Origin of the sequence: Streptomyces sp. NPDC093064, from assembly GCF_044754605.1 — a bacterium.
Classification (GTDB): Bacteria; Actinomycetota; Actinomycetes; order Streptomycetales; family Streptomycetaceae; genus Streptomyces.
The window spans coordinates 128,296-143,960 of sequence record NZ_JBIVPK010000013.1 but is presented as its reverse complement, the minus strand read 5'-3'; the positions used below and the strand labels follow the sequence as shown (position 1 = coordinate 143,960).

The following is a 15,665-nucleotide window of genomic DNA, read 5'->3' as shown; positions in this document are numbered from 1 at the left end:
CGGGCCACCGCGTTCCGGCACTACCTCAGCGCACGAACACTCCCGCCTGGTTGGCCAGGTCCAGGAAGTACTGCGGGGCCACGCCGAGTACCACCGTGACCGCCACTCCCACGCCGATCGCGGTCATCGTCAGCGGGGACGGCACCGCCACCGTCGGGCCCTCCGGGTGGGGATCGCTGAAGAACATGAGCACGATGACGCGGATGTAGAAGAAGGCCGCGATCGCCGACGAGATCACACCGATCACGACCAGCGGCACCGCGCCGCCCTCGGCCGCCGCCTTGAACACCGCGAACTTCCCGGCGAAGCCGGAGGTCAGCGGAATGCCCGCGAAGGCCAGCAGGAACACCGCGAACACGGCCGCCACCAGCGGGGAACGCCGGCCCAGCCCCGCCCACTTCGACAGGTGCGTGGCCTCGCCGCCCGCGTCGCGCACCAGCGTGACCACGGCGAACGCGCCGATCGTCACGAAGGAGTACGCGGCCAGGTAGAACAGCACGGACGAGACGCCGTCCTTCGAGGTCGCGATGACACCGGCGAGGATGAAGCCCGCGTGCGCGATCGACGAGTACGCGAGCAGCCGCTTGATGTCGGTCTGCGTGATCGCGACGATCGCACCGCCCAGCATGGTGACGATCGCGACCCCCCACATGACCGGCCGCCAGTCCCACCGCATGCCCGGCAGGACGACGTACAGCAGCCGCAGCAGCGCGCCGAAGGCCGCCACCTTGGTCGCCGCCGCCATGAACCCGGTGACCGGGGTCGGAGCGCCCTGATAGACGTCCGGCGTCCACATGTGGAACGGGACCGCGCCCACCTTGAACAGCAGGCCCATCACGATCATCGCGGCGCCGATGAGCAGCAGCGCGTCGTTGCCCATGGTGCTGGCGAGTGCCGGGTCGACGTTCGGCACGTTGCCGTCGACGACCTGCGCGATCCTGGCGTACGACACCGAGCCCGCGTACCCGTACAGCAGCGCGATGCCGAAGAGGGTGAACGCGGAGGCGAAGGCGCCCAGCAGGAAGTACTTGACCGCGGCCTCCTGCGACATGAGCCGCTTGCGGCGGGCCAGCGCGCACATGAGGTACAGCGGCAGGGAGAAGACCTCCAGGGCCACGAACAGGGTCAGCAGGTCGTTGGCCGAGGGGAACACCAGCATGCCGGCGACCGCGAAGAGCAGGAGCGGGAAGACCTCGGTGGTGGTGAAACCGGCCTTGACCGCGGCCTTCTCGCTCTCGCTGCCCGGTACGGCCGCCGCCTGCGCGGCGAAGGAGTCGACGCGGTTGCCGTGCGCCGCCGGATCCAGTCGCCGCTCGGCGAAGGTGAACAGGGCGACCAGGCTCGCCAGCAGGATCGTGCCCTGGAGGAAGAGCGAGGGTCCGTCGACGGAGATGGCCCCCATGGCCGCGATGTGCGCCTTGGTGGTGCCGTATCCGTCCGCCGCGAGCGCGACGACCGCGGCGAACGCGGCGGCGAGCGCGACGACGGACACGAACACCTGCGCGTAGTAGCGCGACCTGCGCGGGACGAACGCCTCGATGAGCATTCCGACGATCGCCGCGCCCACGACGATCAGGGTGGGCGACAACTGCCCGTATTCGATCTTCGGCGCCTCGATCTTCGAGATCGGGTCGGCCGCGGTTGTCCACAGGCTGTGGACGGCTGCTCCGCTCACTTGGCCGCCTCCACTGCGGGCTTCGGGTCGGTCTTGTGTACGTCGGACATGGTCTGCTGGACCGCCGGGTTGACGATGTCCGTGACGGGCTTCGGATAGACGCCCAGGAAGATCAGCAGCACCACCAGCGGGGCCACGACCACCAGCTCCCGCACCCGCAGGTCCGGCATCGCCGAGACCTCCGGCTTCACGGGGCCGGTCATCGTCCGCTGGTACAGGACGAGCGTGTACAGCGCGGCGAGCACGATGCCGAAGGTGGCGACGATGCCGATCGCCGGGTAGCGCGTGAACGTGCCGACCAGCACCAGGAACTCACTGACGAAGGGCGCCAGTCCCGGCAGGGACAGGGTGGCGAGGCTGCCGATCAGGAACGTGCCGGCGAGCACCGGAGCGACCTTCTGCACACCGCCGTAGTCGGAGATGAGCCGGGAGCCACGCCGGGAGATCAGGAAGCCGGCGATCAGCATGAGCACGGCCGTCGACAGACCGTGGTTGACCATGTAGAGCGTCGCTCCGGACTGGCCCTGGCTGGTCATCGCGAAGATGCCCATGATGATGAAGCCGAAGTGCGAGATCGACGCGTACGCGATCAGGCGCTTGATGTCCCGCTGGCCCACCGCGAGCAGCGCCCCGTAGATGATGCTGATCAGGGCGAGGACGAGGATGGCCGGCGTGGCCCACTTGCTCGCCTCCGGGAACAGCTGGAGGCAGAAGCGGAGCATCGCGAAGGTGCCCACCTTGTCGACGACCGCGGTGATGAGGACGGCGACCGGCGCGGTCGACTCCTGCATCGCGTTGGGCAGCCAGGTGTGCAGCGGCCACAGCGGCGCCTTCACCGCGAAGGCGAAGAAGAAGCCGAGGAACAGCCAGCGTTCGACGTCGGTCGCCATGTGCAGCGAGCCGTTGGCGCGGGCCTGCGCGATCTCGGTGAGCGAGAAGCTCCCGGCGACCACGTACAGCCCGATCACCGCGGCCAGCATGATCAGACCGCCGGTCAGGTTGTAGAGCAGGAACTTCACCGCCGCGTACGACCGCTGGGTCGACGCCGTCTCCTCGCCGTGCTCGTGGGCACGGTCCCCGAAGCCGCCGATGAGGAAGTACATCGGGATCAGCATGGCTTCGAAGAAGATGTAGAAGAGGAAGACGTCGGTGGCCTCGAAGGAGATGATCACCATCGCCTCGACGGCCAGGATCAGCGCGAAGAAGCCCTGTGTCGGCCGCCAGCGGCGGCTTCCGGTCTCCAGCGGGTCGGCGTCGTGCCAGCCGGCCAGGATCACGAACGGGATGAGCAGGGCGGTCAGCCCGACCAGCGCCACCCCGATGCCGTCGACGCCCAGTTCGTACCTGACGCCGAAGGACGCGATCCAGGAGTGGGACTCGGTGAGCTGGTAACGGGCGCCGCCCGGGTCGAAGCGGACCAGGACGGTGACGGCCAGCGCGAGCGTGGCCAGCGAGGCGGCCAGCGCGAGCCACTTCGCGACGGTGCGCCGGGCGGCCGGCACGGCGGCCGTGGCGATGGCCCCGAGTGCCGGGAGCACCGCCGTCGCTGTCAGCAGAGGAAAGGACATCGGTATCAGACCGCCCTCATCAGCAGGGTCGCGGCGACCAGCAGTGCCGCACCGCCGAACATCGAGACCGCGTAGGAGCGCGCGAAGCCGTTCTGCAGCCGGCGCATCCGCCCGGACAGGCCGCCGACCGAGGCCGCCGTGCCGTTGACGACTCCGTCGACCAGGGTGTGGTCGACGTAGACCAGGGACCGCGTGAGGTGCTCGCCGCCGCGGACCAGGACGATGTGGTTGAAGTCGTCCTGGAGCAGGTCCCGCCGGGCGGCCCGGGTGAGCAGCGAGCCGCGCGGTGCGACGGCCGGGACCGGCTTGCGGCCGTACTGGGCCCAGGCGATGGCCACGCCGACGATCAGGCACACCATCGTCGCGCCGGTGACCGTCCACGCGCTGAGCGGCGAGTTGCCCTCGCTGTGCCCGGTGACCGGCTCCAGCCAGTGCAGGAAGCGGTCGCCGATGCTGAAGAACGCGCCGCCAAGGACCGAGCCGACGGCCAGCACGATCATCGGGATCGTCATGGCCCTGGGAGACTCGTGCGGGTGCGGCTCGTTGCCGTTCTCGTCGGGCTGCCAGCGCTTCTCGCCGAAGAACGTCATCAGCATCACGCGCGTCATGTAGAACGCCGTGATGGCCGCGCCCAGCAGGGCCGCGCCGCCGAGGATCCAGCCCTCGGCGCCGCCCTTGGCGAAGGCCGCCTCGATGATCTTGTCCTTGGAGAAGAAGCCGGACAGGCCCGGGAAGCCGATGATGGCGAGGTAGCCGAGGCCGAAGGTGACGAAGGTGACCGGCATGTACGCGCGCAGCCCGCCGTACTTGCGCATGTCCACCTCGTCGTTCATGCCGTGCATGACCGAACCGGCACCGAGGAACAGCCCGGCCTTGAAGAAGCCGTGCGTCACCAGGTGCATGATCGCGAAGACGTAGCCGATGGGGCCGAGGCCCGCGGCCAGCACCATGTAGCCGATCTGCGACATGGTCGAGCCGGCCAGCGCCTTCTTGATGTCGTCCTTCGCGCAACCGACGATCGCACCGAACAGCAGCGTGACCGCGCCGACGACGGTGACCACCAGCTGTGCGTCGGGCGCCGCGTTGAAGATCGCCGCGGAGCGGACGATGAGGTAGACGCCCGCCGTCACCATGGTCGCGGCGTGGATGAGGGCCGAGACCGGGGTCGGGCCCTCCATCGCGTCCCCGAGCCAGGACTGGAGCGGCACCTGGGCGGACTTGCCGCACGCGGCGAGCAGCAGCATCAGCGCGATGGCGGTGAGCTTGCCCTCGGTGGCGCCGCCCACGAGACCGGGTTCGGCGTGGGTGCCGAGCAGCGGGCCGAAGGCGAAGGTGCCGAACGTCGCGAACATCAGCATGATCGCGATGGACAGGCCCATGTCGCCGACCCGGTTGACCAGGAAGGCCTTCTTCGCCGCGGTCGCCGCGCTGGGCTTGTGCTGCCAGAAGCCGATCAGCAGGTAGGAGGCGAGACCGACGCCCTCCCAACCGACGTACAGCAGCAGGTAGTTGTCGGCGAGGACGAGGACCAGCATCGCCGCGAGGAACAGGTTGAGGTAGCCGAAGAAGCGGCGGCGCCGCTCGTCGTGCTCCATGTACGCGACCGAGTACAGGTGGATCAGCGAGCCGACACCGGTGATCAGCAGGACGAACGTCATCGACAGCTGGTCGAGACGGAACGTGACGTCCGCCTGGAAGCCGGACACCGGGATCCAGCTGAACAGGTGCTGGGTCAGGGTCCGTTGGTCGGCGCTTCTGCCGAGCAGGTCGGCGAAGAGGACCAGGCCGATCACGAAGGAGACGGCCGCGAGCAGGGTGCCGAGCCAGTGGCCGACGGCGTCGAGCCGCCGACCGCCGACCAGGAGGACGGCCGCTCCGAGCAGGGGCGCCGCGATCAGCAGCGCAATCAGGTTCTCCACGATTCTTCCGACCCCTTACAGCTTCATCAGGCTGGCGTCGTCGACCGAGGCCGAGTGACGGGAACGGAACACCGACACGATGATCGCGAGCCCGACCACGACCTCCGCCGCGGCGACGACCATCGTGAAGAACGCGATGATCTGGCCGTCGAGGTTGCCGTGCATCCGCGAGAAGGTGACGAGCGCGAGGTTGCAGGCGTTCAGCATCAACTCGATGCACATGAAGACCACGATGGCGTTGCGCCGGATCAGCACGCCGGTGGCGCCGATCGTGAACAGCAGGGCGGCGAGATAGAGGTAGTTCACAGGGTTCACTTCGACGCCTCCTCGGGCCGCTTGAAGGCCGTAGGCTCCATCGCGGTGCGCTCCAGGCGTTGCGCGGCGCGCTGCTCCAGGGCCTTGAGGTCGTTGAGTGCCTCGGCCGAGACGTCACGGATCTGCCCGCGCTCGCGCAGCGTCTTGCTGACGGTGAGCTCGGACGGGGTGCCGTCGGGCAGCAGTCCGGCGATGTCCACGGCGTTGTGCCGGGCGTAGACGCCGGGCGCCGGCAGCGGCGGTACGTGCCGTCCCTCGCGCACGCGCTGCTCGGCCAGCTCGCGCTGGGTCCTGGCCCGCTCGGTGCGCTCTCGGTGGGTGAGCACCATGGCGCCGACGGTGGCCGTGATCAGCAGTGCGCCGGTGAGTTCGAAGGCGAAGACGTAGCGGGTGAAGAGGAGGGAGGCCAGGCCCTCCACGTTGCCGCCCGCGTTGGCCTTGCCGATGCCGTTGAACTCCTTCAGGGAGGCGTTGGCGATACCCGCGATCAGCAGGATGCCGAAGCCGAGCCCGCACAGCAGGGCCAGCCAGCGCTGGCCCTTGATGGTCTCCTTCAGGGAGTCCGCCGCGGTCACGCCGACGAGCATCACCACGAACAGGAACAGCATCATGATCGCGCCGGTGTAGACGACGATCTGCACGATGCCCAGGAAGTAGGCGCCGTTGGTGAGGTAGAAGATCGCCAGGACGATCATGGTGGCGGCCAGGCACAGCGCGCTGTGCACGGCCCTCTTCATGAAGACGGTGCACAGGGCGCCGATCACCGCGACGGTACCGAGTACCCAGAACTGGAAGGCCTCTCCGGTGGAGGTGGAGTAGGCGGCGAGCTGCGCGCTCATGCGTCAGCCCCCTGTTCCTCAGCCGCGCCCGAAGGGCCTGCCATCTGACCCTGTTCGCCCTTGGAGACGGCGACCTGGCGCACCGTGCCGGGCGCGGCCTCCGTCACCAGGCCCCGGTAGTAGTCCTGCTCGTCCGTCCCCGGGTAGATGGCGTGCGGCGTGTCGACCATGCCCTCTTCGAGACCGGCGAGCAGCTGCTCCTTGGTGTAGATGAGGTTGGCGCGGCTGGAGTCGGCCAGTTCGAACTCGTTGGTCATCGTCAGCGCGCGCGTGGGGCACGCCTCGATGCACAGGCCGCACAGGATGCAGCGGGCGTAGTTGATCTGGTAGACGCGGCCGTACCGCTCGCCCGGCGAGTAGCGCTCCTCGTCAGTGTTGTCGGCGCCCTCCACGTAGATGGCGTCGGCGGGGCAGGCCCAGGCGCACAGCTCGCAGCCGACGCACTTCTCCAGGCCGTCCGGATGGCGGTTGAGCTGGTGCCGTCCGTGGAAGCGCGGAGCCGTGGTCTTCTGCTGCTCCGGGTACTGCTCGGTCAGCCGCTTCTTGAACATGGCCTTGAAGGTCACGCCGAAGCCGGCGACGGGGTTCAGGAAACCGGGTTTGGTCTCCTTGGGCTCCTCAGCCATCGGACGCCTCCTTTCCATCCAGAGGTCCGTCACTGGCAGTGTCCGATCCGCCACTGACAATCAACTCCCGCTCGCGGCGCGAGCGGCGCCGCGGCACCGGCGGCAGATCCTGCCCCGGCAGCGGCGGTACGGGGAATCCGCCGGCCATCGCGTCGAAGGCGGCCGGCTCGGCCTCGGGCTGCTCGGCGGCCTTCGTCCGCTGACGGAACATGTCGGCGACGAAGGACAGGACCAGCACCGTCAGTACGGCACCCACGACATAGAGGGCGATGTCGGCGAAGCCGTAGTTCTCGTTGCGCAGGACCCGGACGGTCGCGACGAGCATCAGCCAGGCCACGGAGACCGGGATGAGGACCTTCCAGCCGAGCTTCATCAGCTGGTCGTAGCGGACCCGCGGGAGCGTGCCGCGCAGCCAGATGAAGAAGAACAGCAGCAGCTGGACCTTGATCACGAACCAGAGCAGCGGCCACCAGCCGTGGTTGGCGCCCTCCCAGAAGGTGCTGATCGGCCAGGGGGCCCGCCAGCCGCCCAGGAAGAGCGTGGTCGACACCGCGGAGACCGTCACCATGTTCACGTACTCGGCGAGCATGAACATCGCGAACTTGATCGACGAGTACTCGGTGTTGAAGCCGCCGACCAGGTCGCCCTCGGACTCCGGCATGTCGAACGGCGCGCGGTTCGTCTCCCCGACCATCGTGACGATGTAGAGGATGAAGGAGACCGGCAGCAGCAGGATGAACCAGCGGTCGTGCTGCTGCTCGACGATCGTCGACGTCGACATCGAGCCCGAGTACAGGAAGACCGAGGCGAACGCGGCGCCCATGGCGATCTCGTAGGAGATCATCTGCGCGCAGGACCGCAGTCCGCCCAGGAGCGGGTAGGTCGATCCGGAGCTCCAGCCCGCCAGCACGATGCCGTAGATGCCGACGGAGGCGACCGCGAGGATGTAGAGCATCGCGATCGGCAGGTCGGTCAGCTGCATCGCGGTGCGGTGGCCGAAGATCGAGATCTCGTTGTTCGCCGGTCCGAAGGGGATCACCGCGATCGCCATGAAGGCCGGGATGGCCGCGACGATCGGCGCGAGGACGTAGACCACCTTGTCCGCGCGCTTGACGACGACGTCCTCCTTGAGCATCAGCTTCACGCCGTCGGCGAGCGACTGGAGCATGCCCCAGGGCCCGTTCCGGTTGGGGCCGATGCGCAACTGCATCCAGGCGACGACCTTGCGCTCCCAGACGATGGAGAACAGCACCGTCACCATCAGGAAGGCGAAGCAGAACACCGCCTTGACGACGACCAGCCACCAGGGATCGGTGCCGAACATCGACAGGTTCTCAGCGGCGAGGTACGGACTCATGCCTCCACCTCCTTGGGGGCCTCGGTCGAGGACGTCGCCGGGCCGATGCGGACGAGGGAGCCGGGCAGCGCCCCGGTGTCGGAGGCGACGCCCCCGCCGACGGAGTTCAGCGGGAGCCACACCACCCGGTCGGGCATCTCGGTGATCTCCAGCGAGAGTTCGACCGTGCCGGCGGGACCGGTCACGGCGAACGCGGCGGAGTCCGCGACGCCTGCCTCGGCGGCCGTGGCGGCCGACACGCGTGCGCGTGCGGCGTGCCGGGTCCCGGCGAGCGCCTCGTCGCCCTCCTGGAGGACACCCTGGTCGAGCAGCAGCCGGTGCCCCGCGAGCAGAGCCTCCCCGGCGGCCGGGCGCGGCGTCGCGCCCGCGCTGTGCACCGGGTCGTCGGCGCGCGGTCCGGTCCAGGCACCCAGCCGGTCCAGCTCCGCGCGCACGGTCCGCAGGTCCGGCAGGCCCAGGTGGACGTCCATGGCGTCGGCCAGCATCTGCAGCACGCGCGCGTCGGTGGGCGACAGGGTGCGGGTCATCTGCTCCGGCTTGAGCGCGGCCTCGAAGAAGCGGACCCTGCCCTCCCAGTTGAGGAAGGTGCCGGCCTTCTCGGCGACGGCGGCGACGGGCAGGACCACGTCCGCGTGTTCCGTGACCTCGCTGGGCCGCAGTTCCAGCGACACCACGAAGCCCGCCTCGGACAGCGCCGCACGCGCGCGTGCCGGCTCGGGCAGGTCGGCGACCTCCACTCCGGCGACGAGCAGGGCCTGGAGCTGGCCCGCGGCCACGGCCTCGACGATCTGCCCGGTGTCGCGGCCGTAGCGGTGCGGGAGTTCGGCGACGCCCCAGAGCGCGGCGACCTCCTCCCGCGCACGCGGGTCGGTGGCCGGGCGCCCGCCCGGCAGCAGCGACGGCAGCGCGCCGGCCTCGACCGCGCCGCGCTCACCGGCCCGGCGCGGGATCCACACCAGCTGCGCGCCGGTCGCGGCGGCGGCCCGTACGGCGGCGGTCGGGCCGCCGGCCACTCCGGCGAGCCGCTCGCCGACGACGATGACCGAGCCCTCGGCCCGCAGGGCCTCGGCGGCCCGGGTGCCGTCGTCCTCCAGTCCGACACCGCCCGCCAGCGCGTCCAGCCACTCGTTCTCGGTGCCCGGCGCGGCCGGCAGCAGGGTGCCGCCCGCCTTCTCCAGGCCCCGCGTGGCGTGCGTGGCCAGCGCGAACACCTTCTGCCCGTGCTTGCGCCAGGCCTTGCGCAGCCGGAGGAAGACGCCGGGTGCCTCCTCCTCGGACTCGAACCCGACGAGCAGCACGGCGGGCGCCTTCTCCAGCGCGGTGTACGTGACACCGCTGCCGTCGAGGTCCCGGCCGCGGCCGGCGATCCGGGAGGCGAGGAAGTCGGCCTCCTCGGCGCTGTGCACGCGCGCGCGGAAGTCGATGTCGTTGGTGTCCAGCGCCACGCGCGCGAACTTGCTGTAGGCGTAGGCGTCCTCGACGGTGAGCCGGCCGCCGGTGAGGACTCCGGTCCGCCCGCGGGAGGCGAGCAGGCCCTGGGCGGCGATCTCCAGTGCCTCCGGCCAGGACGCCGGCACCAGCTCGCCCTCGGGGTTGCGCACCAGGGGCGTGGTCAGCCGGTCCTTCATCTGCGCGTACCGGAACGCGAAGCGCCCCTTGTCGCAGATCCACTCCTCGTTGACCTCGGGGTCGTTGGCGGCGAGCCGCCGCATGACCTTGCCGCGCCGGTGGTCGGTGCGGGTGGCGCAGCCGCCCGAGCAGTGCTCGCACACCGACGGCGAGGAGACCAGGTCGAAGGGGCGGGAGCGGAAGCGGTACGCCGCCGAGGTGAGCGCCCCGACGGGGCAGATCTGGATGGTGTTGCCGGAGAAGTACGACTCGAAGGGGTCGCCCTCGCCGGTGCCGACCTGCTGGAGCGCGCCCCGCTCGATCAGCTCGATCATCGGGTCGCCGGCGACCTGGTTGGAGAACCGGGTGCAGCGGGCGCACAGCACGCACCGCTCCCGGTCGAGCAGCACCTGTGTGGAGATCGGCACGGGCTTCTCGTAGGTCCGCTTCCTGCCCTCGAAGCGTGACTCGGCGTTGCCGTGCGACATGGCCTGGTTCTGCAGCGGGCACTCGCCGCCCTTGTCGCAGACCGGGCAGTCCAGCGGGTGGTTGATGAGCAGCAGCTCCATCACGCCGTGCTGGGCCTTCTCGGCGACCGGCGAGGTGAGCTGGGTCTTGACGACCATCCCGTCCGTGCAGGTGATCGTGCAGGAGGCCATCGGCTTGCGCTGGCCCTCGACCTCGACGATGCACTGGCGGCAGGCGCCGGCCGGGTCGAGCAGGGGGTGGTCGCAGAACCGGGGGATCTCGATGCCGAGCTCTTCGGCGGCCCGGATGACCAGGGTGCCCTTGGGCACGCTGATCTCAGCTCCGTCGATCGTCAGCGTCACGAGCTCTTCCGGCGGGACCGCCGCCTCTCCCCCGCCCGCGGGAGCGTTGGTGGTCACGGTCATGGGTTCACCTCCGTGCGATCGGCCCAGGCCGTGGACTTGGCCGGGTCGAAGGGGCAGCCCCGGCCCGTGATGTGCTGCTCGTACTCCTCGCGGAAGAACTTCAGGGAGGAGAAGATCGGGGAGGCGGCACCGTCACCGAGGGCGCAGAAGGACTTGCCGTTGATGTTGTCGGCGATGTCGTTCAGCTTGTCGAGGTCGGACATGACGCCCTTGCCGGCCTCGATGTCCCGCATCAACTGCACCAGCCAGTACGTTCCTTCACGGCACGGCGTGCACTTGCCGCAGGACTCGTGGGCGTAGAACTCGGTCCACCGGGTCACCGCCCGCACCACGCAGGTCGTCTCGTCGAAGCACTGGAGGGCCTTGGTGCCGAGCATCGAGCCCGCGGCGCCCACGCCCTCGTAGTCGAGCGGCACGTCGAGGTGCTCGTCGGTGAACATCGGCGTCGAGGAGCCGCCCGGCGTCCAGAACTTCAGCCGGTGCCCGGGGCGCATGCCGCCGCTCATGTCGAGCAGCTGACGCAGCGTGATGCCGAGCGGGGCCTCGTACTGGCCGGGGTTGGCGACATGGCCGCTGAGCGAGTAGAGCGTGAAGCCGGGGGACTTCTCGCTGCCCATCGACCGGAACCAGTCCTTGCCGTTGTGCAGGATCGCGGGAACCGACGCGATGGACTCGACGTTGTTCACCACAGTCGGGCACGCGTAGAGGCCCGCGACGGCGGGGAAGGGAGGACGCAGCCGCGGTTGACCACGGCGGCCTTCGAGCGAGTCCAGCAGCGCGGTCTCCTCACCGCAGATGTACGCGCCGGCGCCGGCGTGCACGGTGAGGTCGAGGTCGAGGCCGCTGCCCAGGATGTTCTCGCCGAGGTAGCCGGCCGCGTAGGCCTCGCGCACGGCCTCGTGCAACCGCCGCAGTACGGGGACGACTTCACCCCGCAGATAGATGAAGGCATGCGACGACCTGATGGCGTAGCACGCGATGACGATGCCCTCGATGAGGCTGTGCGGGTTCGCGAAGAGGAGCGGGATGTCCTTGCAGGTCCCGGGCTCCGATTCGTCGGCGTTGACAACAAGATAGTGCGGCTTGCCATCGCCCTGGGGAATGAACTGCCACTTCATTCCCGTGGGGAACCCCGCGCCGCCGCGGCCGCGCAGACCGGAGTCCTTGACGTACGCGATTACGTCGTCCGGCGACATGGCGAGCGCCTTGCGGAGTCCCTCGTACCCCTCGTGCCTCCGGTACACGTCCAGCGTCCAGGACCTGTCCTCGTCCCAGAAGGCCGACAGCACGGGTACGAGCAGCTTCTCGGGGCTGCTCTCGTCGATTTCCGGTGCCAAGGTCATCCCTCCCCCTCCTCTCCGACGTCTCCGACGGGTCCCTGCGGACGGGACGGATCGGAGGCCGATGTGGCCTGCGGCGCGTCGTGCGAGCTCAGGTGCTCGGCCGGCGACGGCTGGTGCACGGCCGCGTCCTGCGGTCCGCCGTCGCGCGGGTGGACCACGCGCGCGGGTGCGGCCTCCCCCTTGGCCAGGCGAAGGCCCACCAGCGAGGCGGGTCCCGCGCTGCCGCCGGCCTCCGTCGCCCCTTCGCGCTCGTCGGGGAAGCCCGCCAGGATCCGGGCGGTCTCCTTGAACGTGCACAGGGGCGCGCCGCGCGTGGGCGTCACCGGCCGTCCCGCGCGCAGGTCGTCGACCAGGCGCTTGACGCTCGCCGGGTTCTGGTTGTCGAAGAACTCCCAGTTGACCATCACGACCGGCGCGTAGTCGCAGGCCGCGTTGCACTCGATGTGCTCCAGGGTGACCTTGCCGTCGTCGGTGGTCTCGCCGTTGCCGACGCCGAGGTGCTCCTGGAGGGCCTCGAAGATGGCGTCGCCGCCCATCACGGCGCACAGGGTGTTGGTGCAGACGCCCACCTGGTAGTCACCGGACGGCTTGCGCCGGTACATGGTGTAGAAGGTGGCGACCGCGGTGACCTCGGCCGTGGTCAGGCCGAGCACGTCCGCGCAGAACCGCATTCCGGTGCGCGTGACGTGGCCCTCCTCCGACTGCACCAGGTGCAGCAGCGGAAGGAGGGCGGACCGGGAGTCCGGGTAGCGGGCGATGATCTCGCGCGCGTCCCGCTCGAGCCGGGTGCGGACGTCGTCCGGGTAGTCGGGCGCGGGCAGTTCGGGCATGCCCAGGCTGACGCCCTGCTCCGAAGAACTGGTGGTCACCGGTCGACGCCTCCCATCACGGGGTCGATGGACGCGACGGCGACGATGACGTCGGCGACCTGGCCGCCCTCGCACATCGCCGCCATCGCCTGAAGGTTGGTGAAGGACGGGTCCCGGAAGTGGACCCGGTACGGGCGGGTGCCTCCGTCGGAGACGACGTGCACCCCGAGTTCGCCCTTGGGCGACTCGACCGCCGCGTACGCCTGCCCCGGCGGGACGCGGAAGCCCTCGGTGACCAGCTTGAAGTGATGGATCAGGGCCTCCATGGAGGTGCCCATGATCTTCTTGATGTGGTCGAGGGAGTTGCCGAGTCCGTCCGGTCCCAGGGCGAGCTGGGCGGGCCAGGCGATCTTCTTGTCGGCGACCATGACCGGGCCCGGCTCCAGCCGGTCCAGGCACTGCTCGACGATCCTGAGCGACTGGCGCATCTCCTCCAGGCGGATCAGGAAGCGGCCGTAGGAGTCGCAGGTGTCGGCGGTCGGGATGTCGAAGTCGTACGTCTCGTAGCCGCAGTAGGGCTGCGTCTTGCGCAGGTCGTGCGGCAGGCCGGTGGAGCGCAGGATCGGGCCGGTGGCGCCGAGGGCCATGCAGCCGGCCAGGTCGAGGTAGCCGACGTCCTGCATACGGGCCTTGAAGACGGGGTTCCCGGTGGCGAGCTTGTCGTACTCCGGGAGGTTCTTCGTCATCTTCTTCACGAACTCGCGGATCTGGTCCACCGCGCCGGGCGGCAGGTCCTGGGCGAGTCCGCCGGGCCGGATGTACGCGTGGTTCATCCGCAGGCCCGTGATGAGCTCGTAGAGGTCGAGAATCATTTCACGATCACGGAATCCGTAGATCATGATCGTGGTGGCGCCCAGTTCCATGCCGCCGGTGGCGATGCACACCAGGTGGGAGGAGAGCCGGTTCAGCTCCATCAGGAGCACCCGGATGATCTTGGCACGCTCGGTGATCTGGTCCTCGATGCCGAGGAGTTTCTCGACGGCGAGGCAGTAGGCGGTCTCGTTGAAGAAGGACGTCAGGTAATCCATGCGCGTGACGAAGGTGGTGCCCTGCGTCCACGTGCGGTACTCGAGGTTCTTCTCGATGCCGGTGTGCAGATAGCCGATGCCGCAGCGGGCCTCGGTGACCGTCTCACCGTCGATCTCCAGGATCAGCCGGAGCACGCCGTGGGTGGACGGGTGCTGGGGGCCCATGTTGACGACGATGCGCTCGTCGTCGGCGCGGGCCGCGGAGCGGGCGACCTCGTCCCAGTCGCCACCGGTGACCGTGTAGACCGTGCCCTCGGTGGTCTCGCGCGCGGAGGCCGACGACGGGGTGTGCGTGCTCATGAGTACGACCTCCGCTGGTCCGGAGCCGGGATCTGGGCGCCCTTGTACTCGACGGGGATGCCGCCGAGGGGGTAGTCCTTGCGCTGCGGATGGCCCTGCCAGTCGTCCGGCATCATGATCCGCGTGAGGGCCGGGTGGCCGTCGAAGACGATCCCGAAGAAGTCGTACGTCTCGCGCTCGTGCCAGTCGTTGGTCGGATAGACGGGGACCAGCGACGGGATGTGCGGGTCGGCGTCGGGAGCGCTGACCTCGAGGCGGATCAGCCGGTTGTGGGTGATCGAGCGCAGGTGGTACACGGCGTGCAGCTCGCGGCCCTTGTCGTGCGGGTAGTGGACACCGCTGACGCCGGTGCACAGCTCGAAGCGCAGGGCGGGGTCGTCGCGCAGGGTGCGGGCGACGCGCACCAGGTGCTCGCGTTCGATGTGGAAGGTCAGTTCGCCGCGGTCGACGACCGTCTTCTCGATCGCGTTCTCCGGGAGGAGGCCCTGCTCCTCCAGCGCGCCCTCGAGTTCGTCGGCGATCTCGTCGAAGCATCCGCCCGGGCCGCCGTAGGGACGGCTCGCCGGTCCCGGGAGCCGGACCGAGCGGACCAGGCCGCCGTATCCGGAGGTGTCGCCGCCGTTGTTGGCGCCGAACATGCCGCGCTGGACGCGGATCTCCTCGCCGCCCTGGCCGCGCTGGCCGGGGAGGTTGTCGGCGGACAGGTCCTTCTCGGGGTTCACCCCGTTCGCGGACCCGTTGACGTCCTTGCCGTGTCCGTCGCTCATCGCAGCAGCCCCTTCATCTCGATCGTGGGCAGGGCCTTGAGCGCGGCCTCCTCCGCCTCGCGGGCGGCCTCCTCGGCGTTCACGCCGAGCTTGGTGGACTGGATCTTCTGGTGCAGCTTGAGGATCGCGTCCATCAGCATCTCGGGCCGGGGCGGACAGCCCGGCAGGTAGATGTCGACCGGGACGATGTGGTCGACGCCCTGGACGATCGCGTAGTTGTTGAACATGCCGCCCGAGGAGGCGCACACGCCCATCGAGATCACCCACTTGGGGTCGGGCATCTGGTCGTAGACCTGCCGGAGGACCGGCGCCATCTTCTGGCTGACCCGGCCGGCCACGATCATCAGGTCCGCCTGACGGGGCGAACCGCGGAAGACCTCCATGCCGAAGCGCGCCAGGTCGTAGCGGCCGGCGCCGGTGGTCATCATCTCGATCGCGCAGCAGGCGAGGCCGAAGGTGGCCGGAAAGACGGACGCCTTGCGCACCCAGCCCGCGGCCTGCTCGACGGTGGTCAGCAGGAAGCCGCTCGGCAGCTTTTCTTCGAGTCCCATGTCGTTA

General features: G+C 69.5%; 13 protein-coding genes. All 13 read right to left on the bottom strand.

Going from position 1 to position 15,665, the window contains the following annotated elements:
• Window positions 1–25 precede the first annotated feature (25 nt).
• The 13 genes from nuoN to ACIQFZ_RS18265 are packed head-to-tail and all read right to left on the bottom strand — an operon-like array spanning window position 26 to window position 15,658.
• On the bottom strand, window positions 26–1,675 hold the full coding sequence (nuoN, locus tag ACIQFZ_RS18325) for an NADH-quinone oxidoreductase subunit NuoN (RefSeq protein WP_376651891.1): 1,650 nt from the start codon (window positions 1,673–1,675) through the stop codon (window positions 26–28).
• A complete protein-coding gene (locus ACIQFZ_RS18320; protein ID WP_383057342.1) occupies window positions 1,672–3,243 on the bottom strand; it encodes an NADH-quinone oxidoreductase subunit M in 1,572 nt (523 codons plus the stop codon). The genes nuoN and ACIQFZ_RS18320 overlap by 4 nt, the downstream gene beginning before the upstream one ends.
• Window positions 3,244–3,248: 5 nt before the next feature.
• Window positions 3,249–5,162 carry an NADH-quinone oxidoreductase subunit L gene (gene nuoL, locus ACIQFZ_RS18315; RefSeq protein ID WP_376651890.1) on the bottom strand — a complete coding sequence of 638 codons (1,914 nt, stop codon included), beginning with the start codon at window positions 5,160–5,162 and terminating at the stop codon, window positions 3,249–3,251.
• 15 nt (window positions 5,163–5,177) lie between these two features.
• Entirely contained in the window at window positions 5,178–5,477 is a 300-nt protein-coding gene (gene nuoK / locus ACIQFZ_RS18310) for an NADH-quinone oxidoreductase subunit NuoK (RefSeq protein WP_100569676.1), read from the bottom strand.
• Window positions 5,474–6,316 carry an NADH-quinone oxidoreductase subunit J gene (locus ACIQFZ_RS18305; protein ID WP_365416630.1) on the bottom strand — a complete coding sequence of 281 codons (843 nt, stop codon included), beginning with the start codon at window positions 6,314–6,316 and terminating at the stop codon, window positions 5,474–5,476. The genes nuoK and ACIQFZ_RS18305 overlap by 4 nt, the downstream gene beginning before the upstream one ends.
• Window positions 6,313–6,942 (bottom strand): NADH-quinone oxidoreductase subunit NuoI, encoded by a 630-nt coding sequence (gene nuoI, locus ACIQFZ_RS18300; protein ID WP_383057340.1) that lies wholly within the window; start codon window positions 6,940–6,942, stop codon window positions 6,313–6,315. The genes ACIQFZ_RS18305 and nuoI overlap by 4 nt, the downstream gene beginning before the upstream one ends.
• Window positions 6,935–8,299, bottom strand: a complete 1,365-nt coding sequence (gene nuoH / locus ACIQFZ_RS18295; RefSeq protein ID WP_383057338.1) for an NADH-quinone oxidoreductase subunit NuoH — start codon at window positions 8,297–8,299, stop codon at window positions 6,935–6,937. Before nuoH ends, nuoI begins: the two co-directional genes overlap by 8 nt.
• The gene (locus ACIQFZ_RS18290; RefSeq protein ID WP_402691674.1) at window positions 8,296–10,800 is read right to left on the bottom strand and encodes an NADH-quinone oxidoreductase subunit G; all 2,505 of its coding nucleotides are present in this window, start codon (window positions 10,798–10,800) and stop codon (window positions 8,296–8,298) included. The genes nuoH and ACIQFZ_RS18290 overlap by 4 nt, the downstream gene beginning before the upstream one ends.
• Window positions 10,797–12,143, bottom strand: coding sequence for an NADH-quinone oxidoreductase subunit NuoF (nuoF, locus tag ACIQFZ_RS18285; RefSeq protein WP_361418139.1), 1,347 nt, complete (start codon window positions 12,141–12,143; stop codon window positions 10,797–10,799). The genes ACIQFZ_RS18290 and nuoF overlap by 4 nt, the downstream gene beginning before the upstream one ends.
• Window positions 12,140–13,012, bottom strand: a complete 873-nt coding sequence (gene nuoE / locus ACIQFZ_RS18280; protein WP_376651886.1) for an NADH-quinone oxidoreductase subunit NuoE — start codon at window positions 13,010–13,012, stop codon at window positions 12,140–12,142. Before nuoE ends, nuoF begins: the two co-directional genes overlap by 4 nt.
• On the bottom strand, window positions 13,009–14,340 hold the full coding sequence (locus ACIQFZ_RS18275; RefSeq protein ID WP_365416639.1) for an NADH-quinone oxidoreductase subunit D: 1,332 nt from the start codon (window positions 14,338–14,340) through the stop codon (window positions 13,009–13,011). Before ACIQFZ_RS18275 ends, nuoE begins: the two co-directional genes overlap by 4 nt.
• Entirely contained in the window at window positions 14,337–15,107 is a 771-nt protein-coding gene (locus ACIQFZ_RS18270) for an NADH-quinone oxidoreductase subunit C (protein WP_402691673.1), read from the bottom strand. Before ACIQFZ_RS18270 ends, ACIQFZ_RS18275 begins: the two co-directional genes overlap by 4 nt.
• Window positions 15,104–15,658, bottom strand: a complete 555-nt coding sequence (locus ACIQFZ_RS18265; protein WP_383057334.1) for a NuoB/complex I 20 kDa subunit family protein — start codon at window positions 15,656–15,658, stop codon at window positions 15,104–15,106. The genes ACIQFZ_RS18270 and ACIQFZ_RS18265 overlap by 4 nt, the downstream gene beginning before the upstream one ends.
• Window positions 15,659–15,665 lie beyond the last annotated feature (7 nt).

Coding starts and splice junctions, on each gene's coding strand:
- ACIQFZ_RS18320 (WP_383057342.1), bottom strand. CDS start 3,243: ATGTCCTTTCCTCTGCTGACAGCGACGGCGGTGCTCCCGGCACTCGGG.
- ACIQFZ_RS18305 (WP_365416630.1), bottom strand. CDS start 6,316: ATGAGCGCGCAGCTCGCCGCCTACTCCACCTCCACCGGAGAGGCCTTC.
- nuoI (WP_383057340.1), bottom strand. CDS start 6,942: ATGGCTGAGGAGCCCAAGGAGACCAAACCCGGTTTCCTGAACCCCGTC.
- nuoH (WP_383057338.1), bottom strand. CDS start 8,299: ATGAGTCCGTACCTCGCCGCTGAGAACCTGTCGATGTTCGGCACCGAT.
- ACIQFZ_RS18290 (WP_402691674.1), bottom strand. CDS start 10,800: ATGACCGTGACCACCAACGCTCCCGCGGGCGGGGGAGAGGCGGCGGTC.
- nuoF (WP_361418139.1), bottom strand. CDS start 12,143: ATGACCTTGGCACCGGAAATCGACGAGAGCAGCCCCGAGAAGCTGCTC.
- ACIQFZ_RS18275 (WP_365416639.1), bottom strand. CDS start 14,340: ATGAGCACGCACACCCCGTCGTCGGCCTCCGCGCGCGAGACCACCGAG.
- ACIQFZ_RS18270 (WP_402691673.1), bottom strand. CDS start 15,107: ATGAGCGACGGACACGGCAAGGACGTCAACGGGTCCGCGAACGGGGTG.
- ACIQFZ_RS18265 (WP_383057334.1), bottom strand. CDS start 15,658: ATGGGACTCGAAGAAAAGCTGCCGAGCGGCTTCCTGCTGACCACCGTC.